General features: G+C 66.9%; 25 protein-coding genes. 22 read left to right on the forward strand and 3 right to left on the reverse strand.

Going from position 1 to position 26,362, the window contains the following annotated elements:
• The 9 genes from ruvX to nusB all read left to right on the forward strand — a co-directional run bounded on the left by ruvX (window position 1) and on the right by nusB (window position 7,659).
• Complete coding sequence (ruvX, locus tag FDW83_RS00920; protein ID WP_138135744.1) at window positions 1–600, forward strand: Holliday junction resolvase RuvX; 600 nt, start codon at window positions 1–3, stop codon at window positions 598–600.
• Entirely contained in the window at window positions 597–2,246 is a 1,650-nt protein-coding gene (gene mltG / locus FDW83_RS00925) for an endolytic transglycosylase MltG (protein WP_138135745.1), read from the forward strand. Before ruvX ends, mltG begins: the two co-directional genes overlap by 4 nt.
• Window positions 2,243–3,103 carry a shikimate dehydrogenase gene (locus FDW83_RS00930; RefSeq protein WP_138135746.1) on the forward strand — a complete coding sequence of 287 codons (861 nt, stop codon included), beginning with the start codon at window positions 2,243–2,245 and terminating at the stop codon, window positions 3,101–3,103. Before mltG ends, FDW83_RS00930 begins: the two co-directional genes overlap by 4 nt.
• A 26-nt stretch (window positions 3,104–3,129) precedes the next feature.
• Window positions 3,130–4,329 (forward strand): chorismate synthase, encoded by a 1,200-nt coding sequence (aroC, locus tag FDW83_RS00935; protein ID WP_138135747.1) that lies wholly within the window; start codon window positions 3,130–3,132, stop codon window positions 4,327–4,329.
• A 56-nt stretch (window positions 4,330–4,385) separates the two neighbouring features.
• Window positions 4,386–4,895 (forward strand): shikimate kinase, encoded by a 510-nt coding sequence (locus FDW83_RS00940; protein ID WP_138136092.1) that lies wholly within the window; start codon window positions 4,386–4,388, stop codon window positions 4,893–4,895.
• The gene (aroB, locus tag FDW83_RS00945; protein ID WP_138135748.1) at window positions 4,892–5,983 is read left to right on the forward strand and encodes a 3-dehydroquinate synthase; all 1,092 of its coding nucleotides are present in this window, start codon (window positions 4,892–4,894) and stop codon (window positions 5,981–5,983) included. Before FDW83_RS00940 ends, aroB begins: the two co-directional genes overlap by 4 nt.
• The gene (locus FDW83_RS00950) at window positions 5,983–6,501 is read left to right on the forward strand and encodes a tetratricopeptide repeat protein (protein WP_138135749.1); all 519 of its coding nucleotides are present in this window, start codon (window positions 5,983–5,985) and stop codon (window positions 6,499–6,501) included. Before aroB ends, FDW83_RS00950 begins: the two co-directional genes overlap by 1 nt.
• A gap of 184 nt (window positions 6,502–6,685) precedes the next feature.
• Window positions 6,686–7,249: an elongation factor P gene (gene efp / locus FDW83_RS00955; protein ID WP_050054941.1), complete on the forward strand. Its 564-nt coding sequence runs from the start codon at window positions 6,686–6,688 to the stop codon at window positions 7,247–7,249.
• Window positions 7,249–7,659 (forward strand): transcription antitermination factor NusB, encoded by a 411-nt coding sequence (gene nusB / locus FDW83_RS00960; RefSeq protein ID WP_138135750.1) that lies wholly within the window; start codon window positions 7,249–7,251, stop codon window positions 7,657–7,659. The genes efp and nusB overlap by 1 nt, the downstream gene beginning before the upstream one ends.
• Window positions 7,660–7,725: 66 nt before the next feature.
• On the opposite strand, the gene FDW83_RS00965 is transcribed toward nusB, so the two are convergent.
• Complete coding sequence (locus tag FDW83_RS00965) at window positions 7,726–9,003, reverse strand: PrsW family intramembrane metalloprotease (RefSeq protein WP_138135751.1); 1,278 nt, start codon at window positions 9,001–9,003, stop codon at window positions 7,726–7,728.
• A gap of 180 nt (window positions 9,004–9,183) precedes the next feature.
• Between FDW83_RS00965 and pyrR the strand changes: the two genes are divergently transcribed.
• The 13 genes from pyrR to FDW83_RS01030 all read left to right on the forward strand — a co-directional run bounded on the left by pyrR (window position 9,184) and on the right by FDW83_RS01030 (window position 24,360).
• A complete protein-coding gene (gene pyrR, locus FDW83_RS00970) occupies window positions 9,184–9,771 on the forward strand; it encodes a bifunctional pyr operon transcriptional regulator/uracil phosphoribosyltransferase PyrR (protein ID WP_138135752.1) in 588 nt (195 codons plus the stop codon).
• A complete protein-coding gene (locus FDW83_RS00975) occupies window positions 9,768–10,796 on the forward strand; it encodes an aspartate carbamoyltransferase catalytic subunit (protein ID WP_138135753.1) in 1,029 nt (342 codons plus the stop codon). Before pyrR ends, FDW83_RS00975 begins: the two co-directional genes overlap by 4 nt.
• A complete protein-coding gene (locus FDW83_RS00980; RefSeq protein WP_138135754.1) occupies window positions 10,796–12,133 on the forward strand; it encodes a dihydroorotase in 1,338 nt (445 codons plus the stop codon). The genes FDW83_RS00975 and FDW83_RS00980 overlap by 1 nt, the downstream gene beginning before the upstream one ends.
• Window positions 12,133–12,654: a hypothetical protein gene (locus FDW83_RS00985; protein WP_138135755.1), complete on the forward strand. Its 522-nt coding sequence runs from the start codon at window positions 12,133–12,135 to the stop codon at window positions 12,652–12,654. The genes FDW83_RS00980 and FDW83_RS00985 overlap by 1 nt, the downstream gene beginning before the upstream one ends.
• Before the next feature lie 64 nt (window positions 12,655–12,718).
• Window positions 12,719–13,981, forward strand: a complete 1,263-nt coding sequence (gene carA / locus FDW83_RS00990) for a glutamine-hydrolyzing carbamoyl-phosphate synthase small subunit (RefSeq protein ID WP_240720792.1) — start codon at window positions 12,719–12,721, stop codon at window positions 13,979–13,981.
• On the forward strand, window positions 13,981–17,313 hold the full coding sequence (gene carB, locus FDW83_RS00995; RefSeq protein WP_138135757.1) for a carbamoyl-phosphate synthase large subunit: 3,333 nt from the start codon (window positions 13,981–13,983) through the stop codon (window positions 17,311–17,313). Before carA ends, carB begins: the two co-directional genes overlap by 1 nt.
• A complete protein-coding gene (pyrF, locus tag FDW83_RS01000; RefSeq protein ID WP_138135758.1) occupies window positions 17,306–18,166 on the forward strand; it encodes an orotidine-5'-phosphate decarboxylase in 861 nt (286 codons plus the stop codon). The genes carB and pyrF overlap by 8 nt, the downstream gene beginning before the upstream one ends.
• Before the next feature lie 111 nt (window positions 18,167–18,277).
• The gene (gene mihF / locus FDW83_RS01005; protein WP_171027399.1) at window positions 18,278–18,595 is read left to right on the forward strand and encodes an integration host factor, actinobacterial type; all 318 of its coding nucleotides are present in this window, start codon (window positions 18,278–18,280) and stop codon (window positions 18,593–18,595) included.
• A gap of 44 nt (window positions 18,596–18,639) precedes the next feature.
• On the forward strand, window positions 18,640–19,233 hold the full coding sequence (gene gmk / locus FDW83_RS01010) for a guanylate kinase (protein WP_138135760.1): 594 nt from the start codon (window positions 18,640–18,642) through the stop codon (window positions 19,231–19,233).
• A 15-nt stretch (window positions 19,234–19,248) separates the two neighbouring features.
• Window positions 19,249–19,509 (forward strand): DNA-directed RNA polymerase subunit omega, encoded by a 261-nt coding sequence (gene rpoZ, locus FDW83_RS01015; RefSeq protein ID WP_003800778.1) that lies wholly within the window; start codon window positions 19,249–19,251, stop codon window positions 19,507–19,509.
• A 36-nt stretch (window positions 19,510–19,545) separates the two neighbouring features.
• The gene (gene coaBC / locus FDW83_RS01020; RefSeq protein ID WP_138135761.1) at window positions 19,546–20,784 is read left to right on the forward strand and encodes a bifunctional phosphopantothenoylcysteine decarboxylase/phosphopantothenate--cysteine ligase CoaBC; all 1,239 of its coding nucleotides are present in this window, start codon (window positions 19,546–19,548) and stop codon (window positions 20,782–20,784) included.
• A gap of 107 nt (window positions 20,785–20,891) precedes the next feature.
• Window positions 20,892–22,127, forward strand: coding sequence for a methionine adenosyltransferase (gene metK / locus FDW83_RS01025; protein ID WP_240720793.1), 1,236 nt, complete (start codon window positions 20,892–20,894; stop codon window positions 22,125–22,127).
• Window positions 22,128–22,215: 88 nt separating this feature from the next.
• Window positions 22,216–24,360, forward strand: a complete 2,145-nt coding sequence (locus FDW83_RS01030; RefSeq protein ID WP_370281145.1) for a primosomal protein N' — start codon at window positions 22,216–22,218, stop codon at window positions 24,358–24,360.
• Here the strand turns inward: FDW83_RS01030 and FDW83_RS01035 are convergent.
• Complete coding sequence (locus FDW83_RS01035) at window positions 24,357–25,433, reverse strand: glycosyltransferase family 1 protein (RefSeq protein WP_138135762.1); 1,077 nt, start codon at window positions 25,431–25,433, stop codon at window positions 24,357–24,359. The genes FDW83_RS01030 and FDW83_RS01035 overlap by 4 nt on opposite strands.
• A complete protein-coding gene (locus tag FDW83_RS01040) occupies window positions 25,430–26,359 on the reverse strand; it encodes an alpha/beta fold hydrolase (protein WP_138135763.1) in 930 nt (309 codons plus the stop codon). The genes FDW83_RS01035 and FDW83_RS01040 overlap by 4 nt, the downstream gene beginning before the upstream one ends.
• Between the last annotated feature and the right edge of the window lie 3 nt (window positions 26,360–26,362).

Here is a 26,362-nt window from a genome sequence, read left to right on the forward strand (position 1 = left end):
ATGGCCACTCCTGCAGCTGCCGGCGGCTACCCCCAGGGCGTGAAACTGGGGGTGGACGTGGGCACCGTCCGGGTTGGCGTCGCCGTCTGCGACCGCGACTCGATCCTTGCCACGCCCTACAAGACCCTGGACCGGAACGCCCGGAAGAATTCCGACGTCAAGGTCATCGCCAGACTGGCGGGGGAACTGGGCGCGGTCCAGGTCTTCGTGGGCCTGCCCCGGACGTTGAGAGGCGAGGAGCATGCGTCTGCGCGGATGGCAACCGATTATGCGGAGCTCCTTGCAGCCGAGCTTTCAGGACGCGGCCTGGACGTGCCGGTCAACCTCGTGGATGAACGGCTCAGCAGTGTCACCGCGCACCGCAGCCTCCACGAAGCTGGCATGAGCAGCAGGAATCACCGTAAAGTAGTGGATCAGGTCGCGGCGGCAGGTATCCTTCAGCACGCCATCGACATGCAGAAAGCCAGGCGAGCGGATGTCGGCTCACGCGTGACACTGCCAGCCCCGTCCGTGGACCTGGGGGTCAACGAGGTGGACGAGTTTGTCCCCGGTACCCCGGGGGACACGGTCCAATCATCAGATAATGGAAGGCAACAGTGAGCCCTGCCAACATTGACGACGTTCCCGGCCAGGGGAACGCGAGGCCGCTGACCCGCAAGGAGTTGCGGGCACGCGAGAAGAGCCTTGACACAGGCAGCCAGGGTACTGTTCCGGAGCAGGCGTACGAAACAGGGCACGATGTGCCGCCGCCCCCGGCTGAGCCGCCGGTTGTCCCGGCTGCCCCCGCCGGACCTCCTTCGATCCAGAAGGAGGTTCCGGAAGGTGCCGGGCAGGGCCACGACGTGCCGGTGCGGCAGCAGCATGAGCCCGGGACGGACACCGCACGCGCAACCTCCTTTGAGCCGGCGATGGCAGGACATCAGCACGCGCCGGAGACGCAGTACCTTGAGCAGGTCCGGCACACCGACTCCGACCACCATGACCGCGGGCATTCCGTGCCTGCCTACCACGACGGGACTTACGAGGACGACGTCCACCACGACGACGTCCACCACGATGCCGTGCACTATGAGGATGTCCATGACGACGGCTACCACCACGGGCACCACGATGACGGGTACCACGACGGCACCAGCCACCATGGACTGCTCGCCGGATCGTCAGAGGCGAAGGTAGTGGCCCGGCCCTCCAAAAAGGTGCGGCGCCGGCGCCGGATGCTGGCGCTGTTCCTCACGCTTGCCGTTTTCGTTACGGCGGTGGCAGTCGGTGCCCAGTTCCTCAAGCCCCTCCTGGGCGACGGCAAGCCGAGCGACTTCCCCGGCCCGGGATCCGGCGAAGTCCAGGTGACCGTGGACAACGGGGAAGGCACCCGGTCAGTTGCCGTGGACCTCGAAAGCAAGGGCGTCGTGGCCAACGCCGACACGTTCCTGCAGGCATTTTCCGCTTCCGGGGGGGTCCTGGCGCCGGGCGACTACGTCTTCAAGTCCGCGATGAAGAACAGCGACGCCGTGGACGTCCTCCTGGGCCAGGACAAAGCCAAGGTCATCTACTTCGCACTCAGCGCAGGCCTGCGCATCGGCGAATCCCTGCAGGCCATCTCGGAAGGTTCCGGCGTGTCCGTCCAGGACCTGCAGGCACTCAGCAACCAGCCGGCCCAGTTCGGCCTGCCGGCCAACGCCAAAAACCTTGAAGGCTACCTGGCCCCCGGCGAGCACCGTTTCCCGCTGGGCACCCCGGCCAAGGACATCCTCCAGGCGCTGGTCAAGATCACCACCGACGAACTTGTCTCGCAGGGCATCACTGATCCTGCCAGGCAGTACGAGGCCGTGATCGTAGCCAGCATCGTGCAGGCCGAAGGCGGCCAGGCCGAGTACGGGGACGTGGCCGGGGCCATCTACAACAGGCTCAAGCCCAATGACCAGACCAATGGCTTCCTGCAGGTGGACTCCGCCGTGACTTACGGCCTGGGCACCAAGAGCTACAACTTCACGGACGAACAGCGCCAGGACAAGTCGAATCCGTACAACACCTACGCCAACCCCGGGCTGCCGCCCGGACCGATCGGTTCGCCGGGCAAGACCGCCATCGACGCAGCGGCCAGGCCCAAGTCCAACGACTACCTCTACTGGGTAACCATCAACCTGGACACCAAGGAAACCAAGTTCTCCCGGACGCTGGCCGAACACAACGTATACGTGGAGCAGTACAACGCCTGGTGCATGGCCAACGTGGGCCGCTGCGCATGAGCCTCCGGGCCGCCGTCCTTGGCCATCCGATCAGCCATTCAAAATCCCCCGTGCTGCACCAAGCGGCGTACGAGCGGCTGGGGATCGGCATCAGCTATACCGCCATTGACGTCACCAAGGACCTCCTGCCGGCCGTGATGCGCCAGATCCGCGATCAGCAGGGCTGGTGCGGGCTGTCCGTCACCATGCCGCTGAAAACCGCGATCCTTCACGAAGTCGACGAGGTCCGGGGCGTCGCCCGGACGCTGGGCGTGGTGAACACCGTGTCCTTCGAAGACCATCACGGTACGCCGCGGGCCATCGGCTCGAACACGGATGTCACCGGAATCGTCAACGCCCTGCGACACGCCGGGACAGGAACTGCGCCCTCGGCCGTCATCCTCGGCGGCGGCAGCACTGCGGCCTCCGCGGTCGCCGCCCTGCATGAACTGGGTGCGTCGCAGGTTACGGTCTTCGTCCGTGACACCTCGCGCGCCGGCGACGTCCATGCAGCCGCCAGGAGCCTTGGCGTTGACCTGGATGTCCGCCCGCTGACCGAAGCCGCGCGCCCAACCGCGTGTGCCGACGTCGTAATTTCCACCCTCCCACCCCGTGCGGCGGACGGTCTTGCGGCCGAAATAGCCGCCCTGAAAACCGCTACGTCCGGCGTCCTGCTGGACGTGGCGTACGATCCCTGGCCCAGCCTGGCCGCGTCCGTGTGGCAGGCGGGCGGAGGCGCGGTGGTGCCCGGACTGGAGATGCTGCTCTACCAGGCCGTCGAACAGGTGCGGCTTTTCAGCCGCCGCGGAGATAACGTGGATGCGGCCGTCATAGATGTGATGTGCGCCTCAGTCGGCCTTCCCCGACGGGCCTTGTAACCGCCCTACGTGGCAGGATGGAAGATATGTTGCGTTGGTTGACTGCCGGGGAATCCCATGGTCCGGCTCTGATGGGAATTATTGAAGGCGTCCCCGCCGGGGTGGAAATCACCAGCGGGCACATCGCAGACTCGCTGGCACGCCGCCGCCTCGGCTACGGCCGCGGTGCACGCATGAAGTTCGAGCAGGACGTCGTCACCATCCTCGGCGGGGTCCGCCACGGCGTGACCCAGGGCGGTCCCGTGGCCATCCAGGTGGGCAACACGGAGTGGCCCAAGTGGGAGCAGATCATGTCCGCTGATCCCGTGGACCCCGCGCTCCTCGCAGACCAGGCGCGCAACGCCCCCTTGACGCGTCCCCGTCCGGGGCACGCCGACTTCACCGGGATGCAGAAGTATGGCTTCGACGAGGCCCGCCCCGTCCTGGAACGCGCCAGTGCCCGCGAGACCGCCACGCGGGTGGCCATGGGCACCGTGGCAGCGCAGTTCCTCAAGCATCTCGGCATTGAACTTGTCAGCCACACCGTCTCGATCGCCAGCGTAACCGTGCCCGAGGGCCGTCCGCTGCCCGTACCCGCCGATGTGATCGCGCTGGACGCCGACCCGCTGCGTTGCTTCGACCGTGAAACATCGGACGCGATGGTGGCCGAGGTGGACGCCGCCCACAAGGAAGGCGAAACCCTTGGCGGCGTGGTGGAAGTGCTCGCGTACGGGCTTCCTCCGGGACTCGGCAGCTACGTGCACTGGGACCGACGCCTTGATTCCCGGCTGGCCGCCGCCCTGATGGGCATCCAGGCCATCAAGGGTGTGGAAGTCGGTGACGGCTTCCTCACCGCCGCACGCCGCGGTTCCGCTGCCCACGACGAAATCGTTCGCGACGCAGACGGCCGCATTGTCCGTGCCAGCAACCGCGCCGGCGGGATCGAAGGCGGCATGAGCATCGGTGATGTCCTCCGCGTCCGCGCTGCCATGAAGCCCATTGCCACGGTGCCGCGCGCTTTGAAGACCATCGACATTAGCACCGGTGAGCCCGCCAAGGCGCATCACCAGCGGTCCGACGTGTGCGCGGTTCCGGCGGCCGGCGTCGTGGCCGAAGCTATGGTGGCACTGGTCCTGGCCGAGGCTGTCACCGAGAAATTCGGCGGCGACTCGGTGGCTGAGACCGCCCGGAACATCAAGGGTTACCTGGACAACATTCCGGCGTCCCTGGACTCGATCGGCAAGTAGTGCACGGCAGCAACACTGGTCCCGTCGGCGGCCGGCCGATCGTGCTGATCGGTCCCATGGCCGTCGGCAAATCCGCCATCGGACAGCAGCTGGCCCAGCAGCTGGGCGTCCCTTTCGTGGACACCGACGCCGTCATCGTGGAAGCGCATGGTTCCATCGCCGATATCTTCGCCAGCCGCGGTGAGCGCGCATTCCGCGAGATCGAGGCGCGGACTGTGGCCGGTGCCGTTGAGGCCGCGGAGGGCACCGAAACCGTGATCTCCCTGGGCGGCGGTGCCGTGCTCGATTCCGGAACCCAGCAGCTGGTCAGCCGCTGCACGGTGGTGTACCTCGAATGCGACGCCGGGACCGTGGCGGGCCGGATTACGCGGAACACAGGGCGGCCGTTGCTGGCGGGAGACGCCGTAGGCCGCTGGACGGCCATGTTCGCCGCGAGAAAGCCTGTCTATGAACGGCTGGCTCATATCACCCTGGACGTCCGCCATGGTTCGGTTGCCGAGCTGGGCGAACGGCTGGAAGCAGCACTGCGGACCTACGCAGCTGCCAAACAGGAAGTTGAACAGTGAACACCTCATCAACAGTGATCAAGGTCACCGGCGGGTCCGCCGCCAACAATTACGACGTCGTCGTGGGGCGGGGCCTGCTTGGTGATCTTCCGGGACGTCTGGGTGAGCGCGTACGGCGCGTGCTGGTCATCCACCCGCGCGCCCTCCGGCTTACCGGCGATACGGTCCGCGACGAGCTTGCAGCCGCCGGGTTCACCGCGCTGACGGCCGAGATCCCCGACGCCGAAGAAGGCAAGCACATCCAGGTGGCCGCATTCTGCTGGCAGGTCCTGGGCCAGAACGACTTCACCCGCTCCGACGCGATCGTCGCCGTCGGCGGCGGCGCAGTAACGGACCTCGCCGGCTTCGTCGCGGCCACGTGGCTCCGCGGCGTCAAGGTCATCCATATGCCCACCAGCCTGCTCGGCATGGTGGACGCATCCGTGGGCGGAAAGACCGGTATCAACACCGCCGAAGGCAAAAACCTTGTCGGCGCCTTTCACCCGCCCGCGGCAGTACTGGCTGACCTGGACACACTGGACACACTGCCCAGGAACGAGATCATCTCCGGAATGGCCGAGGTCATCAAATGCGGGTTCATCGCCGACCCCGCCATCCTGGACCTCGTGGAAAAGGACACTGACGCCGTGTCCGACCCCCGCTCGGAGACGGTCCGGGAACTCATTGAACGGGCCATTGCCGTCAAGGCCAAGGTGGTGTCCGAAGACCTGAAGGAATCCGGGCTCCGCGAGATCCTCAACTACGGCCACACCCTGGGCCACGCCATCGAACTGGTGGAGCGCTACTCCTGGCGCCACGGGGCAGCGGTCTCCGTGGGAATGATGTTCGCGGCTGAACTCGCGCGCAGCGTGGGACGGCTCAGCGACGCCGACGCCGACCGGCACCGCAGCATCCTGGAATCCCTGGGACTCCCGGTCACCTACCGCAAGGACCGCTGGCAGGGCCTGCTGGACGGCATGCGCCGCGACAAGAAATCCCGTGGCGACCTGCTGCGTTTCGTGGTGCTGGACGGCGTGGCAAAGCCCGGCATCCTGGATGTGCCGGACACCTCCCTCCTCTTCGCCGCCTACCAGGAGATTGCTTCCTGATGCAGGGCGACGTGACGGGAACAGCCGACTGGCCGGAAGCCGGATTCCCCGGGATCCGCATCAACCCGGAAACGCTGCTGCCGGAGATTGTCAACGGGGAAGCGTGCCGGGAAGCCCTCGCGGCGTCCACGGATCCGGCGGACCATATTTTTGTCCTGCTGGTGGAGGGCCACGCCGCAGAAGCTGCTGAACTGCTGGCAGAGGCGCGCTTCAAGGACCCGGAATCGTTCCGGTTGCGCGCCTTCGAGGCCGAGGTGCTCAGGGTCTCGAACCGGCTGGACCGTGCCGTGGAACTCTTCCGCCAGCTCCTGGCCGAAGTGCAGGGGACGCCCCGTGAAGCCCTGGTGCTGCAGTTCCTGGGCAAGACCCAGTACACGGCTGGCCAGACGTCCGCAGCAGTGGAATCCTTTGCCCGCGCGCTGGACCTGCGGGTTGCGGAATCCGCAGACGCCGCACTGATCTACTCCTCAACTGTGGCACTGCAGCGGGCCCGCGACGTCCTGGACCTGGCCTGCTGAAGGCGGCGGACGCAGCCGCCGCCTGCATCCGCCGGAAACCGGGCCGGCATTTACCGGTAGAATGGTTTTTGGATTTTTCCCATACCCCGTGATTTTTGACAAACACGCGCCGGCACGCCGTTTGGCATTCCGGCCGGCATAGAACGTCTGACCATCGAGCAGACAGAGAAACCAAAGGAAACCTGTGGCAACCACTAACGACATCAAGAACGGAACGGTCCTTAAGCTTGAGGGCCAGCTCTGGAACATCATCGAGTTCCAGCACGTCAAGCCGGGCAAGGGCGGCGCCTTCGTACGCACCAAGATGCGCAACGTGATGTCCGGCAAGGTTGTGGACAAGACGTTCAACGCCGGCCTCAAGATCGAGACCGCTACCGTGGACCGCCGCGACTACCAGTACCTGTACCAGGACGGCGCGGATTTCGTGTTCATGGACACCTCCGACTACGACCAGATCACGGTTTCCGGCGCCACCGTAGGCGACGCAACCAACTTCATGCTCGAGAACCAGATGGTCAACATCGCCATCCACGAGGGCACCCCGCTGTACATCGAACTGCCGCCGAGCGTCGTGCTGGAAATCACCTACACAGAGCCGGGCCTGCAGGGCGACCGTTCCTCCGCAGGCACCAAGCCTGCCACCCTCGAGACCGGCTACGAAATCCAGGTCCCGCTGTTCATTGAGAACAACACCAAGGTCAAGGTGGACACCCGTGACGGCAGCTACCTGGGCCGGGTCACCGAGTAGTGAGCGCACGCGGTAAAGCCCGCAACAGGGCTTTGGACATTCTTTTCGAGGCCGAGCAACGCTCCGTCCCGCCCTTCGACGTCCTCCGGGCGCGCCGGGAAAAGACTGACCAGATCGTCAACCCCTACACCGTGGACATTGTTGAAGGCGTGCTCTCCCGGCAAGCCTCCATCGATGAGTTCCTGGAAACCTACTCCCAGGGCTGGAGCCTCGAACGCATGCCGTCCGTGGACCGGATCATCCTGCGGATCGGCACCTGGGAGCTGCTGTACAACGACGACGTCCCGGACGGCGTTGCGGTGAGCGAAGCAGTGGCCCTGGCCAAGACGCTCTCCACGGACGAATCGCCCCAGTTCATCAATGGACTCCTGGGCCGCCTCCAGCAGCTGAAGCCGTCGTTGCTCGCCTAGCTGCCGGAACCAGCCGAAGAAAGAAGGACACGCGCCGCGGCGTGTGTCCTTCTTTGTGTTGGCAGGTCAACCGGTGACTGCGGCCCGCAACGCCAGGATCCGCTGCAGCTGCTGCCGTTCCTCCGCCTGGTGCAGCGATACGTCGCGGCCGCTAAGGATGCGCTGGCGGGTGTTCGCCAGTTGCGTGGCCGCCTTGAGGAACTCCTTCATGTGCTGCCTCCTGCCGTAGCCGGCAGCCCAGTTCAAAGCGGTCCGGCGGCCCCCCACGGTTCCCAGCAGTTCCACTTCGGCCGGAGTGAACCACCCCGCTGCCGAATACTCCAGCAACCGTTGCCGGGTCAGCCTTTTTTCCGCCACCCGCAGCAGGACGATGCCGCCGACGGCGAGGAAGAAAATCGGCACCTGCACTACGACGTAATCCACCAGGAATCCCTGGCCCATGCTGTTCCAGCGGTTATGCAGGAACATCGCCGGCAGGAGACCCAAAAAGAAGGCGCCCACGGCAGCACCCGCGTGCCAGCGCCTGGCAGCGAAACCCATGATGAGCCCGGTGGTGCCCGTGAAGATCGCGTGGGCAAAGGGTGACATCACCCCGCGAAGGAAGAACACCTGGGCGAAGTCGCTGGCCGGGTTCGCCGATTCCGCGATTGCCCTGCCGAAGTACAGGATGTTTTCTGTGAACGCGAATCCTCCGGCGATGGTGAAGGCAAACACCACGCCATCCACAGGGCCGTCGAAGTGCCTCCGGGCAAGGAGGAGCAGCAGGAGCAGGCCCAGGGACTTGGCGAATTCCTCCACGATGGGGGCCTGTACGGTGGCCATGTAGGTCTGCAGGTCCGGGACGTCGGAGAACTGGAAAGCCAGGACGAAGAACGGCTGGATGAGGAGGGTGGCGGCGATCGAGACGGCTGCTCCCCAGGTGAAGGCGAAAAACAGCAGCCGCTTGGGTTCGGGTTCCCACTTGTCGATGACATGGACCGCCAGCAGCACCACCGAAAGCGGAAGCAGGGACGCGAGGAAACCGATCAGGAAACCTGCCGTCCCCGTGTTGGAGAGCAGGAACGGCACCACCAGGAACAGGCTAAGGAACGCGAGCAAGCTTCCGGCAACCGTCAGGCCTGCCAGGCCGCCCCGCGAGCGTGCGGCCTCGAGCGCCCGTCCCTGCACCTGCGGGGGGAGCACGTCGTGCACGGGACCCCCCTGGTGTCCCGGGGCAGGGCGGTAGTTTTCTGGCTGGACATGGCCCATCCAGCTCGGATTCGCCTGGCGCGGAAGGTATTCGGACGGGCCGGAGTAGGGATCTTCGGGCTGGCCGGACGGGGGCTGGCGGGGATGCGTCGACATATCCGAAAGCCTAGGTGCGCAGCGCAGGACTACCAAGGACAATATGAGTGCGGCAGTATGCATGTGACCATCACCGCGTCCCTGCGGCACGGGCGTGCCGAAGCCTCTGTGGTAATTTTGGAACCGCACATGATCCTTTTTTAATTCCGTCCTGTGAGGCGGGGAAAGGGGAGACGAGCGTTGACTTTTGTCACCAGCGCACCGGTTCCAGCCAGGACAGTCCTGAACCAGGCTGACATCGACCGGGCACTTACTCGTATCGCCCATGAGATCCTTGAGGCCAACAAAGGGTCCCAGGACCTGGTCCTGCTGGGCATCCCGCGCCGCGGTTACCCGCTGGCTGTCCGGCTTGCCGAAAAAATTGCCGCCGCGGACAGCACCGTTGATGCTGCCGCAATCGTGGGCCAGCTTGACGTGACGATGTTCCGCGACGACCTCTCCCGCCAGGGAACCCGGCCGCCCTATCCCACCAGGCTGCCGCGCACCGGCATCGACAACAAGGTCGTGGTGCTCATCGATGACGTCCTGTACTCCGGCCGCACCATTCGCGCCGCCCTGGATGCCCTGGTGGACCTTGGCCGCCCCCGCATCGTCCGGCTGGCCGTCCTGATTGACCGCGGCCACCGTGAACTCCCCATCCGCGCCGACCACGTGGGCAAGAACCTCCCCACCTCATCTGCGGAGAAGGTCCGGGTCCGGCTCGAAGAAACCGACACACCCCCCGGCGGCACCCCCGTCAATGAAGTAGTGATCGAAGGCGGCCTGTGAAGCACCTGCTCTCCACCCAGGACCTCAGCCGGACGAATGCCATCAGGATCCTCGACACCGCCGAGGAAATGGCGGCGGTGGGGGACCGGGAGGTCAAGAAGCTCCCCGCCCTGCGGGGCCGGACCGTAGTGAACCTCTTCTTCGAGGACTCCACCCGCACCCGCATCTCCTTCGAGGCCGCGGCGAAGCGCCTTTCGGCGGACGTCATCAACTTCGCCGCCAAGGGCTCCTCGGTGTCCAAGGGGGAGTCCCTCAAGGACACGGCCCAGACGCTGTCCGCAATGGGTGCGGACGCCGTCGTCATCCGGCACTGGGCCTCGGGCGCGCCGCACCGGCTGGCTGCGACGGACTGGATCGACGCCGCCGTTATCAACGCCGGCGACGGCACCCATGAGCACCCCACCCAGGCGCTGCTGGATGCGTTCACCATGCGCCGGCACTGGGCGAAGCTTGCCGGGACGGAATCCGAGGGCGCCGACCTGAAGGGGATGCGCGTCGCCATTGCCGGCGATGTCCTGCACTCCCGCGTGGCACGCTCCAACGTGTGGCTCCTCCAGACCCTCGGCGCCGACGTCACCCTGGTGGCGCCGCCCACGCTGCTCCCCATCGGCGTCGAAAAGTGGCCCTGCGAGGTGAGCTACAACCTGGACGAAACGCTGGCGCAGGGCGTGGACGCGGTCATGATGCTGCGGGTCCAGGGCGAGCGGATGAACGCCTCGTACTTCCCCAGCACCCGTGAATACTCGCGCCGCTGGGGCTTTGACGACAACCGCCTGAAGGCCCTCGACCGGTTCGGCCTGAAGGACACCATCATCATGCACCCGGGCCCGATGAACCGCGGCCTGGAAATTTCCGCGGCGGCCGCGGACTCGCCGCGGTCCACCGTCCTGGCCCAGGTCCGCAACGGCGTGTCCGTGCGGATGGCCGCCCTGTACCTGCTGCTCTCCGGGGATACCCGTGAAGCAGCCGCCGCACCGGTCCTGGCCTCGGCCGGCGCCGCCCATTCCACCAAGGAGAGCAACTGATGCCAGGCAACACCGGAACCTACCTGATCCGCGGCGCCTCAATCCTGGGCGGCGCACCGGCGGACCTCCTGATCCGGGACGGCGTCATCGCCGAAACCGGAACCGGCCTCTCAGCTGACGGCGCCACAGTCATCGATGCCGCCGCCCTGGTGGCACTTCCCGGCATGGTGGATGTGCACACCCACCTCCGCGAACCCGGCCGCGAGGACGCCGAAACCGTGGAAACCGGTACCCGCGCAGCGGCGCTTGGGGGCTACACCGCCGTGCATGCCATGGCGAACAGCACCCCCGTAGCGGACACCGCCGGCGTGGTGGAGCAGGTCTACTCCTTGGGCCGGGCCGCCGGCTGGGTGGATGTACGGCCCGTCGGTGCCGTCACCGTTGGCCTTGCTGGGGAGCAACTGGCGGAACTCGGCGCCATGGCAGATTCCCGCGCCCGGGTCCGGATGTTCTCCGATGACGGCATCTGCGTCCACGACCCCGTCCTCATGCGCCGGGCGCTGGAGTACGTCAAGGCGTTCGACGGCGTCGTGGCACAGCATGCGCAGGAACCCCGCCTCACCGCCGGTGCCCAGATGAACGAGGGCGAGGTATCAGCAGTCCTCGGCCTCACCGGCTGGCCCGCGGTCGCCGAAGAAAGCATCATCGCCCGCGATGTCCTGCTCGCCCAGCACGTGGGCTCACGCCTCCATGTTTGCCACGTGTCCACGGCCGGTTCCGTGGAGATCATCCGCTGGGCCAAGCAACGCGGCATCAACGTCACCGCCGAGGTCACGCCGCACCACCTCCTGCTCACCGATGACCTGGTCCGCAGCTACGACCCCGTCTTCAAGGTGAACCCGCCCCTGCGGACCGACGCCGACGTGCAGGCGTTGCGCGCCGGGCTGGCGGACGGCACCATCGACGTCGTAGGCACGGACCATGCACCCCACCCCAGCGAGCACAAGGAATGCGAGTGGGCCCAGGCAGCCATGGGCATGACCGGCCTGGAGACAGCCCTGTCCGTAGTGCAGCACACGATGATCGAAACCGGGATGATGACCTGGGCCGACTTTGCCCGCGTCACCTCCACGGCGGCGGCCAGGATCGGCCGGCTCGAGGACCAGGGCCGGCCGCTGGAGGCAGGGGAGCCGGCCAACGTAATCCTGGTGGACCCGGCCGCGCGCTGGACCGTCGACCCGTACCGGATGGCCACCATGGGACGGAACTCGCCCTTCAAGGGCCGCGAGCTGCCGGGCAAGGTGGTGGCCACGTTCTTCAAGGGGCACCCCACCGTCCTGGACGGCGGACTCAACACCCCGTTCCCGTACGCAGCCGCTCCGGCAGGTGCCGCCTGATGGACAAAATCCTTCCCGGACTGGCGATGCTGGCGATTGCCGCCGTCGTCTTTGTCCTTCTTGCGATCGGCTGGCGGAACCGCCTTCGGCGGCAGTCCGACGTCGACCCGTTGCCCCCGGTGCCCGAGGCACCCGGTGAGCCGGGCGCCTTTGCCGAGGGCCAGTACGTTGCCACCACCACCGGCGGCGACTGGCTGGACCGGATCGCCGTGCACGGGCTCGGCATCCGCACCAACTCCACGCTGGCGGTGTACCCCCACGGGGTCCTCTTCGGCCGCTCAGGCGCCCAGGCCGTCTACATTCCCGCAGCCTCCCTCCGCGGCGTCCGGCTGGACAGCGGCATGACCGGCAAGTTCGTGGAAAAGGACGGCCTGCTGGTACTGACGTGGATGCTCGGCGCGCACGAGCTGGACACCGGCTTCCGTACCCGGCGCGCCACGGACAAGGACACGCTGTACGCAGCGCTCCAGGACCTCATCTCCACGGCACCGGCAGCAGGTGGTGCCGGCAGTGGACAGTAAAGCAGCGGACACCAGAGCCGCGAAACCGACAGCAGCGACAAACCCAGCAGTGAAAGCGAATACAGTGACAGCAACTACCTCCGCTCCGGCAGTCCTCGTCCTCGAAGACGGCCGCATCTTCCGCGGGACCAGCTATGGCGCCACCGGAACGGCGCTGGGCGAAGCCGTCTTCGCCACCGGCATGACCGGCTACCAGGAAACCATCACCGACCCCTCCTACGCCCGCCAGCTGGTGGTCCAGACCGCACCGCACATCGGCAACACCGGCGTGAACAGCGAGGACGCAGAATCCCGCCGCATCTGGGTTGCCGGCTACATCGTCCGCGACGCCGCGCGCCGGCCCTCCAACTGGCGCTCCGAGCGTTCCCTGGACGAGGAACTCGCGGAACAGGGCATTGTGGGCATCCAGGGCGTGGACACCCGCGCCATCACCCGCCACCTGCGCGAGCACAAGACCATGCGTGCCGGAATCTTCTCCGGTGACGCCGCCGCCGGCACGGACAAGGAACTCCTGGACGCCGTCCTGGCCAGCGCCCCCATGGAAGGCTCCCGCCTGGCCGAGGAAGTCAGCGTGGACCAGGCCTACGTGGTGGAACCGAAGGACCACGGCTGGGACGGGGACCCGCTCTTCACCGTCGCCGCGATCGACCTCGGCATCAAGGCCATGACCCCGGTCCGGTTCGCCGAACGCGGCGTCCGCGTCCACGTCCTGCCGGCCACCGCCACCCTGGAGGACGTCAAGGCCGTGAACCCGGACGGCGTCTTCATGTCCAACGGCCCCGGCGACCCCGCCACCGCCGAAACGCAGGTCAAGCTGCTCCGCTCCGTCCTCGACGAGAAGCTGCCCTACTTCGGCATCTGCTTCGGCAACCAGATCCTGGGCCGCGCCCTCGGGTTCGGCACCTACAAGCTCCGCTACGGCCACCGCGGCATCAACCAGCCGGTGATGGACCGCCGCACGGGCAAGGTGGAGATCACCTCCCAGAACCACGGCTTTGCCGTGGACGCACCGCTCGACGGCGCCACGCAGGCACCCGAGGCGCGTTACGGCCGGGTGGAGGTCAGCCACGTGAGCCTGAACGACGACGTGGTGGAAGGCCTCGCCTGCCTGGACATCCCGGCGTTTTCCGTGCAGTACCACCCAGAGGCCGCAGCCGGCCCGCACGACGCCGCCTACCTCTTCGACCGGTTCATTGAACTGATGGACGGAACCCGCGACGGCCGGACCGCCAACCTGTCCAAGGAACCGGTGGACTCCGTGCACAATCCGATCGACCGCGCCGCTGCCGGCCAGCAGGACGCCAACAAGACTGAGGACGAAAAGTAATGCCCAAGAGAACAGACCTGAAGAGTGTCCTGGTCATCGGATCCGGACCCATCGTCATCGGCCAGGCCGCCGAGTTCGACTACTCCGGCACGCAGGCACTGCGCATCCTCAAGGAGGAAGGCCTGCGGGTCATCCTGGTGAACTCCAACCCGGCCACCATCATGACGGACCCCGAGTTCGCCGACGCCACCTACATCGAGCCCATTACTCCCGAGGTGGTGGAGAAGATCATCGCCAAGGAACGCCCGGACGCCGTCCTGCCCACCCTGGGCGGGCAGACCGCGCTGAACACCGCCATCGCGCTGGACAAGAACGGCGTGCTCGAGAAGTACAACGTGGAACTGATCGGCGCGAACATCGCCGCCATTGAGCTCGGCGAGGACCGCGAGAAGTTCAAGGGCGTGGTGGAGCGCTGCGGCGCCGAGTCCGCCCGCAGCCACATCATCCACACCATGGACGAGGCCTTCAAGGCCGCCGAGGAACTCGGCTACCCCATGGTGGTGCGGCCTTCCTTCACCATGGGCGGCCTCGGTTCCGGCCTGGCCTACAACGAGGACGACCTGCGCCGCATCGTCGGCCAGGGCCTGCAGTACAGCCCCACCACCGAGGTGCTGCTCGAAGAGAGCATCCTCGGCTGGAAGGAATACGAGCTCGAGATGATGCGGGACAAGAACGACAACGTGGTTGTCGTCTGCTCCATCGAGAACTTCGACCCCGTCGGCGTCCACACCGGCGACTCGATCACGGTGGCCCCGGCGCTGACCCTGACGGACCGCGAGTACCAGAAGCTGCGCGACGTCGCGATCGCCGTTATCCGCGAGGTGGGCGTGGACACGGGCGGCTGCAACATCCAGTTCGCGATTGACCCCGCCACCGGCCGCGTCGTCGTCATCGAAATGAACCCCCGCGTGTCCCGGTCCTCCGCCCTGGCGTCCAAGGCCACCGGTTTCGCCATCGCGAAGATCGCCACCAAGCTCTCGCTGGGCTACACGCTGGATGAGATCCCCAACGACATCACCCAGAAGACGCCCGCGTCCTTCGAGCCCACCCTCGACTACGTGGTGGTCAAGGTCCCGCGCTTCGCATTCGAGAAGTTCCCGGCCGCGGACAACACGCTGACCACCACCATGAAGTCCGTGGGCGAAGCCATGGCCATGGGCCGCAACTTCACCGAGGCCCTGCAGAAAGCGCTGCGCTCCCTTGAGCAGAAGGGCTCGCAGCTGGACTTCAGCAGCGTTCCCGAATGGGAGGTCGCCGAGCTCATCGAAAAAGCCAAGCGCCCCACCACCGAACGCCTCCACCAGGTCCAGCGCGCCCTCCTGGGCGGCGCCACCGTGGAGCAGCTGTTCGACGCCACGAAGATCGACCCCTGGTTCCTGGACCAGCTGCAGCTGTTGAACGAGATTTCCCGCGAAATCCGCAATTCAGGCGCCCTCACCAAGGACATGCTGCAGCGGGCCAAGCGCCACGGCTTCTCCGATGAGCAGATCGGTGCCCTGACGCACAACTCCGAGGCCGTGGTCCGCGGGGTCCGGCAGGCCCTCGGCATCCGCCCGGTCTACAAGACCGTGGACACCTGCGCCGCAGAGTTCGCCGCGTACACCCCGTACCACTACTCGGCCTACGACGAAGAGGACGAGGTGGCGCTGCACTCCAAGCCGTCCATCATCATCCTGGGTTCCGGCCCCAACCGCATCGGCCAGGGCATCGAATTCGACTACTCGTGCGTCCATGCGTCGATGGCGCTGCGCAAGGCCGGCTACGAGACGGTGATGGTCAACTGCAACCCGGAGACCGTCTCCACCGACTACGACATCTCCACCCGCCTGTACTTCGAGCCGCTGACCCTCGAGGACGTGTTGGAGGTCATCGCCGCCGAGGAACGCACCGGCGGAGTCATGGGCGTGTTCGTCCAGCTCGGCGGCCAGACCCCGCTGAAGCTTGCACAGCAGCTGGCGGACGCCGGTGTTCCCATCCTCGGCACCTCCCCGGAGGCCATCGACCTCGCCGAACACCGCGGCGCGTTCGCCCGGGTGCTGGACCAGGCCGGCCTGGTTTCCCCGAAGAACGGCACGGCCGTCTCCTTCGAGGACGCCAAGAAGATCGCTGACGAGATCGGCTACCCCGTGCTGGTCCGCCCGTCCTACGTCCTGGGCGGCCGCGGCATGGAAATCGTCTACGACGAGGCCAACCTCTCCCGGTACATCGCCAACGCCACCGAGATCACCCCCGACCACCCGGTCCTGATCGACCGCTTCCTCGAGGACGCCGTCGAAATCGACGTCGACGCCCTCTTCGACGGCACCGACCTCTACTTGGGCGGCATCATGGAGCACATCGAGGAAGCCGGCATCCACTCCGGTGACTCCGCATGCGTCCTGCCGCCCATCACCCTGGGGAGCAACGTCGTCGAACGCGTCCGCACCGCCACCCGCGCCATCGCGGAAGGCGTAGGCGTGCGCGGCCTGATCAACATCCAGTTCGCGCTGGCCTCCGATGTCCTGTACGTGCTCGAAGCCAACCCGCGCGCCTCCCGGACGGTACCGTTCGTCTCCAAGGCCACAGGCGTGCAGATGGCCAAGGCCGCTGCCCTGATCGGCACCGGCGTGACCATCAACCAGCTGCGCACGGCCTACAAGATGCTGCCGGAAACCGGCGACGGGTCCACCCTGCCGCTGGACGCCCCGGTGGCCGTCAAGGAAGCCGTCCTGCCGTTCAGCCGCTTCCGCACTCCGCAGGGCAAGGTGGTGGACTCGCTGCTCGGCCCGGAAATGCGTTCCACCGGCGAAGTCATGGGCATCGACAAGCACTTCGACACCGCGTTCGCGAAGAGCCAGGCCGGCGCCAACAATGCGCTGCCCACCGAAGGCAAGGTCTTTGTGTCGGTCGCCAACCGCGACAAGCGTTCCGTGATCATGGGCGTCAAGCGCCTGTCCGACCTCGGGTTCGAGATTGTGTCCACCGGCGGTACCGCCGACGTCCTGCGCCGCAACGGCATCCAGGCCACCCCGGTCCGCAAGGTGGCCGAGGGCAGCAGCGCCGAAGGGGAAGGCACCATCGCCGACCTCGTAGTGGCCGGCCAGATCGACATGGTGTTCAACACCCCGTCCGGCGGCGAAGCCCGCAGCGACGGCTACGAACTCCGTGCCGCCGCAACCTCCATCGGCATCCCCTGCATCACCACGGTGGCCGAGTTCAACGCCGCGGTCCAGGCCATCGAGGCACAGCGCACCTACGAGTGGTCCGTGACCAGCCTGCAGGAGCACGCTGCAGCCCTGGGCGAGTCGCAGAAGGCAGCTGCCTCGCAGAAGGCGGCCCTGCAGAATGCCTGAGCAGGTACCAGGCGCCGGCCGGGAGTCCTTCGGCTCCCGGCTCGGTGCCGCCATGGCGGCCCGCGGGCCCCTCTGCGTGGGCATCGACCCCCACCCGGCGCTGCTGGGGAGCTGGGGAGTGGACGACGACGCCGAAGGGCTGCGGCGTTTCTCCCTCACCGTTCTGGAGGCCGTGGCTTCGCTCGCTGCCGCGGTCAAGCCGCAGGTGGCGCTTTACGAGCGCCACGGGTCGGCCGGCATGGCCGTACTCGAAGAACTGCTTGCCGCGGCCCGCGACGAATCCGTGCTCACCATTGCCGACGCCAAGCGCGGCGATATCGGTTCCACCATGGCGGCCTACGCTGACGCCTGGCTCCGGGACGGATCCCCGCTGGCAGCGGACTCTGTCACGCTCAGCCCGTACCTGGGCTTCGAGTCGCTGCGTCCGGCGCTGGACCTGGCCGCCGCAACCGGCCGCGGCGTCTTCGTCCTGGCCCTGACCTCCAACCCGGAGGGCGCCTCGGTCCAGCACGTCGGGGGAGCGGACTCGGTGGCAAACAGGATCGCCCAGGCAGCGGCCGCGGAAAACGCCCGCTACCGGGGCAGCCTCGGCTCCGTGGGCCTCGTGGTAGGGGCTACCGTGGGAACTGCATTGTCGGACCTGGACGTTGACCTTGCCGCGGTCCGTGGGCCCATCCTGGCTCCCGGGCTCGGCGCGCAGGGTGCCACCCCTGCAGACCTGCGGGCCACCTTTGGCGCCGCCTACCCGCAGGTGCTGGGCACCTCCAGCAGGGATATCCTGTCTGCCGGCCCGGAACTGCGCGGACTGCGTGCAGCCGCTCTCCGGACACGCGACGGGTTGCTGGCCGGATAGCCTTCCGATTGCAGGGATGCATTGATTCGGACCGCACCAGAGGGTAGTTTCAGGACAGGTTCAAGGGCGGCCGCCTTTGGATGCAATCCGCCGAATCCGGGGGTGTCCGCCATGGTGCTGCGACCATTGTCCGCGTCGGAACGGGCTGACGCCCTGAACAAGGCAGCCGCAGCACGGGCCACCCGGGCGGCCGCAAAGGAAAGCCTGAAGAACGGCCAGCGGTCGGCAGCGGACATCATTAACTCCGCCATGGAGGACGATGCCCTCGCGCGCATGCGGGTCTCGGAACTGCTGGAAGCGCTGCCGGGCATCGGCAAGGTCCGCGCAGCAGCCATCATGGAGCAGCTGGGCATCGCCACGTCCCGCCGGGTCCGGGGTCTCGGCGTGCACCAGCGCCAGGCGCTGGTAAATTTTATTGACGAGCATTAGGGCGGGTTACCACCCCCCATCCCCGAACTCCGGCAAAGGAATATGTGAGCAAGAAACCGGGACTGACAGTCCTCGCAGGTCCGACGGCTGTTGGCAAAGGCACCGTGTCCACCTACATCCGCGACAACTATCCCGAGGTATGGCTCTCCGTCTCGGCCACCACCAGGGCGCCACGTCCCGGCGAAGTTGACGGGGTCCACTACTTCTTCAAGTCCAAGGAGGAGTTCGAGCGGCTCATTGCCGACGGTGAGCTCCTGGAGTGGGCAGTGGTGCACGGCCAGAACACCTACGGAACGCTGAAGAGCACCGTAAACCGCGCCATTGCCGAGGGCCGCTCGGTGCTCCTGGAGATCGACCTGCAGGGTGCACGGCAGGTCAAAGCGGCCGTTCCCAACGCCCAGTTCGTCTTCCTGGCCCCGCCCAGCTGGGACGAAATGGTCCGCCGCCTGGTGGGACGCGGCACCGAAACGCCCGAGGAACAGCAGCGGCGCCTGGAAACCGCTAAACTGGAACTTGCTGCTGAACCGGAGTTCGACCACACCGTCATCAATGATGACGTCCGCCGGGCAGCGGACGAGCTTGTTTCACTCATGGGGCTGACCCCGCACCCGCACCTGCCGGAACCGTCAGCCCGTTAGGAATTTGGAGAATTCGTGTCCACGAACCTTGAAGGCATCATCAACCCGCCGATCGATTCGCTGCTTGAGGCAGCCGACTCCAAGTACGGCCTGGTGATCTTCGGTGCCAAGCGTGCTCGTCAGATCAACGCTTACTACGCCCAGCTGCACGAGGGCCTCTTCGAGTATGTCGGCCCGCTGGTCGACACCAAGCTGAACGAGAAGTCCCTTTCCATCGCCCTGCGCGAGATCAACGAAGGCAAGCTGGTTTCCACGCCGATCGAAGCCGCAGAGTAGCCTGCCGCTGAACCGGTTGCTGTTGACGGAGGTCACGTGCGCATAGTCCTCGGAGTCGGGGGAGGGATAGCCGCCTACAAGGTGGCGTCGCTCCTCCGGCTTTTTACTGAAGCCGGCCACAATGTGACTGTTATTCCTACCGAGGCCGCCACCCGGTTCGTCGGCACGGCCACGTGGGAGGCCCTGTCCGGCAACCCGGTCAGCAACAGCGTCTTCGACGGCGTCCACCAGGTCAACCACGTCAGGCTGGGCCACGAGGCAGACCTTGTGGTGATTGCCCCGGCCACGGCGGACCTCCTGGCCCGGGCAGCTACCGGCCAGGCCGGCGACCTCCTCACCAACACGCTCCTGATGGCCCACGGGCCGGTGCTCTTCGCGCCCGCCATGCACACCGAAATGTGGCAGCACCCTGCCACCCAGGCAAATGTCGAGACCCTGCGAAGCCGCGGCGCCGCAGTCCTGGAGCCGGCTACAGGCAGGCTCACCGGCGCTGACTCCGGTCCGGGCAGGCTGCCGGAGCCGGAAGCCATCTTTGATGCAGCGATCGCCCTGGTGCAGGGACAGACGGACTTCCAGCTGCCGCTGGCCGGCCGGACCGTCACCATCAGCGCAGGGGGCACCCGTGAGCCCCTGGACCCGGTCCGTTTCCTCGGAAACCGTTCATCCGGCAAACAGGGCGTTGCCCTCGCCGTCGCCGCCCGGAACGCCGGGGCCACTGTGCGGCTGCTGGCGGCCCACATGGAAGTACCGCCGCCGCCCGGCGTCGAGGTGGTGCCCGTGGAGACGGCCCTGCAGCTGCGGGAGGCCGCGCTGGCCACAGCCGGCGACTCCGATGTCTTCATCATGTCTGCTGCGGTGGCCGATTTCCGTCCGGCGGTTGTTTCGGACACCAAGATCAAGAAACGCGATGACAGCGCGGACCCCGTCATCACGCTGGTCCGCAACCCGGACATCCTGCAGGAACTGGTGGAAGTCCGGAATGCGGCAGGGCCGTCGGGGCAGCACCGGCTTATTGTCGGCTTCGCTGCGGAGACCGGAGACAGCCAGGGCGATGTGCTGGCCTATGCGGAGGCGAAGCTCCAGCGCAAGGGCTGCGACCTGCTGGTGGTCAACCACGTCGGTTCGGACAAGGTGTTCGGACAGGACACCAACTCGGTGGTCATCCTTTCGCGTTCCGGTTCCGGGCCGCAGGAGGCGTCCGGTACCAAAGCCGAAGTCTCTGCCGCGATTATCAGCCGGATCGGCGATGAACTGAACCATCTTGCGTTGAACTGAACCTGTTTCGCCCCGCGCCTGGTGATCCAGGCCACGTCCGCGTAGCACGGGGACATCTGTGGAGGTCTCCTGCCGGCTGCACGGATCCCAACCAGTAAGGTAGATGAGTGACTTTACCCCTGCACCTTCCCCAGACTTCCGGGGCCGCGCCCTCCGCACTCCGGCTCTTTACATCCGAGTCGGTCACCGAAGGCCATCCCGACAAGATCTGCGACCAGATCAGTGACGCCATCCTTGACGCCCTGCTGGCTGCGGACCCGGAATCGCGGGTAGCCGTCGAAACCATGGCCACCACCGGGCTGGTGCACGTGGCCGGCGAAGTCACCACCGACGCGTACGTCGAAATTCCCCAAATTGTCCGCGAGACCATTTTGGGCATCGGGTACGACTCCTCCGCCAACGGCTTCGACGGGGCCCGCTGCGGCGTCTCGGTGTCCATCGGCCAGCAATCCAATGACATCGCGGGCGGCGTGTTTAACTCGCTTGAGGCCCGCGAGGGACGCCAGGAGGACGACTACGACCTCCAGGGCGCCGGCGACCAGGGCCTGATGTTCGGCTACGCCAGCGATGAGACCCCTTCGTACATGCCCACACCCATCTGGCTGGCGCACCGCCTGTCCGAGCGGCTGACGGAAGTCCGCAAGTCCGGCGAGCTGCCGTACCTCCGTCCCGACGGAAAGACCCAGGTCACCGTCGGCTACGACAAGGACCTCGCGGTCTCGGTAGAAACCGTGGTGATTTCCAGCCAGCACGCCGAGGGTGCCAGCCTGGACCGGCTCCGGGCAGACCTGGCCGCCATTGTCATCGACCCGGTCCTCGCCGGAGCCAACCTGGACGTCTCGCGCGTCTCGAACATCCTCAACCCCGCCGGCGAGTTCGTCATCGGCGGACCAGTGGGTGACGCGGGCCTGACCGGACGCAAGATCATCGTCGACACCTACGGCGGCATGGCACGGCACGGCGGCGGTGCCTTCTCCGGCAAGGATCCGTCCAAGGTGGACCGCTCCGCCGCCTACGCCATGCGCTGGGTTGCCAAGAACGTGGTGGCTGCCGGCCTGGCCAAGCGCGCCGAAATCCAGATCGCCTACGCCATTGGGCAGGCGCGTCCGGTGGGCACCTATGTGGAAACCTTCGGTACCGAGACGGTGGATCCGGCCCGCATCAGTGCTGCAATTGCGGAAATCTTCGACCTGCGGCCGCGCGCCATCATCGACGCCCTGGACCTTAAGCGGCCCATCTATGCCAAGACCGCGGCGCACGGCCACTTTGGCCGCGACGAGCCGGATTTCACCTGGGAGCGCCTGGACCGGGTGGACGAACTGAAGGCGTTCTTCAACGCCTAGCCCACGCGCCGGACGGGCCGGCCCGGAATGTCAGTGCCTGGTGCTTGGCTGGCCATGTCCACCCGGAAGCTGAACGGAGGTAGCCCCAGTGGTTGCTGACAGGTCCGTCCAGTCCGGACCCGATGTTCCCATCATACCCAATCAGGCCGTCCAGCCTTCCCTGCTCCAGGGATTCCCGGCGCGGAAGCTGCCTGCCGGCCTAGCCCTGGCCAGCCACCTGCCTGTCGCCAGGGTATTGGTGGAGTCGCCCTTGCCCCACCTGGACCGGCCCTTCAATTATGCCGTTCCGTCCACCCTCGAGCAGGCTGCGCAGCCCGGGGTCCGGGTCAAGGTCAGCTTCGGCGGCCAGGACCTCGGCGGTTACCTGCTGGAACGGGTCTCGGAATCCGACGTCGGCGGCACGCTGGTGCCCCTGGCGAAAGTGGTTTCCCCGGTTCCGGTCCTGACGCCCGCCGTACGCGAGTTGGCGGGCGCAGTGGCCGCGCGGTACGCCGGAACAGTCAGCGATGTCCTCCGGCTTGCCGTTCCGCCGCGTGTTGCGCGCCTGGAAAAGGACTATTCCGACGGCGGACAACAGGCACAGCCCCTGCCGGAACACCCAACCCCGGACGGCGGGGCCCACCTGCCTTTTTCCGGGGACTCCGCCTGGGCTGCGTACCGTAACGGCCCCGCTTTCCTCCGGCATGTGGGAGCTGGCGCTTCCCCCCGCGCCGCCCTCAATCCGCTGCAGGGGTTCGGCCCGGGCGGCTGGCCTCGGATGCTGGCAGAAGCTGCTGCCGCGGCCTATGCTTCCGGCCGCGGAGCGGTCCTGGTTGTTCCGGACTACCGGGACCTGGACCGGCTTGAGGCGGCGCTGGCCGGACTCCTGCCCGGTGCCGCCGTCGCCCGGCTGGCCGCCGATGACGGCCCCACCCCCCGCTACCGGAACTTCCTGCGCCTCCTGGCTGGCGAGGCCAGGGTCGCCATCGGCACCAGGTCGGCGGCGTTCGCGCCGGTCCGCAACCTTGGCCTGGTGGCATGCTGGGACGACGGCGACGATCTCCACATCGAGCAGCGCGCACCGTACGCCCACGTACGGGAGGTCCTGCTCCTGCGGGCGGAGCAGGAAGGGACAGCCTGCCTGCTGGCCGCACATGCCCGCAGCACCGAGGTCCAGCGCCTCCTGGACGCGGGCTGGGTCCTTCCCGTTGAGTCAGACCGTCCTGCTGTCCGCCGCACTGCGCCGCGGGTAGTGAATACGGCGGACAGCTTTGAGCAGGAGCGCGACCCGCTGGCCCTGGTGGCGCGCCTTCCAGGGGCAGCCTGGCGGGCTGCCAAGGACGGCCTGGAGCGGGGACCGGTCCTGGTCCAGGTTGCCCGGGCAGGCTATGCGCCGTCGCTGGCTTGCGAAACCTGCCGCGAACCTGCCCGCTGCCTGGCGTGCCAGGGACCCTTGGCTCTGGGCGGCGCATCCGCGATGCCGCAGTGCCGCTGGTGCTCCACACCGGCCCCCGACTGGAAGTGCCCGCACTGCGGCGGCCGGCGGATCCGGAAAGGCGCCACCGGCGTGCTGCGGACTGCGGAAGAACTGGGCCGCGCTTTTCCGGGAACAACCGTCATTACCTCCTCCGGGGATCAGGTGAAAGCAACGGTCAGTGCCGGCAAAGCCCTGGTGGTGGCCACTGTGGGCGCAGAGCCCGTGGCTGACGCCGGCTATGCTGCAGCCCTGCTGTTGGACGGCGATTCCCTGCTGCGCCGCGAGTCGCTGCGGGCCGGTGAGGACACGGTGCGGCGCTGGTTCAACGCAGCTGCCCTGGTCCGCCCGGCCGCAGACGGAGGACTCGTGGTGGTCACGGCAGCGGACACCGCGGCCGTCGGCGCCCTGCTGCGCTGGGATCCCGCCGGCTATGCCCAGCGGGAGCTTTCACTGAGGTCCGAACTGCAACTCCCGCCGGCAGTGCGCCTAGCCTCCGTCACCGGGCCCAGGGCCGCCGTCGAACATTTCACCGGGGCTGTGGAAGCGGAACTCGGAACGGCAGGGATCAGCTTGCGGACGGCGGGGCCGGCACCGCTGGTGCCGGCCGGGCCGCCGCCGGCTCGGCGCTCAAGGGAGGAAGTACGAACGCTTCTCTTCTTCCCCTTCACCCAGGCGGCCGTCGTCGTCCGTGTGCTCCGGGCCGCCCGGGCAGCAGCAGCGGCAAAGCGCCTGACGGAGCCGGTCCAGCTGCGCCTCGACGGCGTGGATGTGCTCTAGCGGCGCCGCCGCCTGACAATGTCGGCGGCCACCTCCACCAGCTGGCGGGCGGATTCGTCCCAGGTGAACTGGCGTGCGCGGGAAACGGACCTCCGGGATGCTTGCTGCCACGCTTGGGGGTCCTGCAAGGCGGCGACGGCCTGGGCGAACTGCTGCGGGGAATCCGGATCAACGTAGGAGGCTGCGTCGCCGCCCACCTCCCGGAAGATCGGGATGTCGCTGGCGATCACGGGGGTGCCAACGGCCATCGCCTCCACCAGCGGAAGCCCGTATCCTTCCGCCCGGGACAGGCTCACGAGGGCTGTTGCTGTCCGGAGTAAGGCGCCGTACTCCTCGTCCGTGACGCCGTTATGGAAGACCACAGATGCGCCTTCGGGCACCAGGGCCTCCAGCTCCGCCCGACGCTGCGGCGTGATCCTGCTCAGCAGATGCAGCGTGTAGCCGGGCAGGTCTGCCATGCCCGCCACCATGGTTTCCACGTTCTTGTACGGCATGAAGGAACCCATGTACACCAGGGACTTCTCTGTCCCGGCCTCGGCGGGGCGCGGATTCTGTTCAGGCTGCGGGGCATTCCCGATGATCCGCACCGGACGCCGGGTCAGCCGGTACTTCGCGATTAACGCTTCGGTGGTCCTGCTGATGGTGGCCACCGTGTCTGCCCGGTTTAGGAGCAGGCGCTGCGGCCAGAATGCCTTGTGGTAGAGCCGCCAGAGCAGCCGCACGGGCGCGGGCAGGAACCCCGGCGGCTGCGGGTGCTCGTAGTAGATCAGGTCGTGCAGGGTGAGCACCAGCCCGTACTTCCGGCCCCAGGTTCCCATGGTCTGCATGGGACACACCACGACATCGGCGCCCAGGGTGTTCACCTTGCGCGCCACGAACAGCTCCAGCGGGGACAGCGGACTGCTGATCAGGGTGTAGGGGACGTCCGGAAGGAGCGCCAGCTGCCTGGCATCTGAGATCAGCATGGACACATCGGCGATCTTCGCTGCGGCGGCAATGAGGCTTGCGCCGTACCGGCTGATGCCGTCGTGGTGGTCCGTCCTGGTGAAACGGGCATCGATGACGATCTTCACGCGGGGTGGTCCTTCAGGAAGTTGCGGATGTAGTTGGCTGCCGGGCCGGGAGTCTCGTAGTGGATGAGGTGCCCGACGCCGGGAATCACCTTGAGCTCGCCGTCCGGCAGCAGCGCCGCAAGGCGGTGCTGGTCCGGGAGCGCTGCGATTTCGTCCTTTTCCCCGGCGATCAGCAGGACTGGGAGGTTGAGCTTGTGTGCCACTTCAGCGACATGGCTGTTGACGGAGGCGGTGAACGATTCGAGGAGGCTGTCGCGGTTCGCGAAGGCGCTGAAGTAGGCGTGGTGCTGGCCGTGGATGAAACCGCGGAGCCGACGGTCCCGGGTCTTGGCCATCGTCTCGCTCATCACCCGGACAATGAGCGGGTTACGCAGCAGTGCCAGCCCTGCCTGGCGGGGGAGCCGGGCGGCGAGCCGGTAGTAAAGCACGGCCAGCCGCGTCATGAACCCCTTTGCTCCCTCCAGCGCGGGGGCGGCAATGGGGTTGATGAGGATCAGCGGATTCACGGTTTCCGGGTGGTCGGCCACGAAGTGTGCAGCGATGATGGACCCGAATGAGTGGCCCAGGAGTACCGTGTCCGGCCCCAGCCCCAGGGCTGCCATGAAACCGGTGATGAACCGGCCGTAGCGCTCCACGGAATGGATCCCCGAGCGGAAGGCTTCGGACCTGCCAAAACCGGGGAGATCGGGCATGACAATCCGCATTCCGGGAAGCTGGTCGGCCACCCGCAGCAGGCCGTGGTGGTCGCCGCGGAAGCCATGGATCACCAGGATGGTGCGGGTTTCCGGTGTGGCCTGCTCAGGTTCGTAGGTCCAGTACGCCACGGTGGAGCCGTCCAGTTCCACTGTCGAGGCGGTGGTGCGCGCTGCCAGGCCGGGACTGATGAAGGCGGGCGCGGGGGAGTGGCCGGAATTGGTGGTTTCCATGCG

The sequence above is a fragment of the Pseudarthrobacter sp. NamE2 genome (assembly GCF_005796205.1).
Classification (GTDB): Bacteria; Actinomycetota; Actinomycetes; order Actinomycetales; family Micrococcaceae; genus Arthrobacter.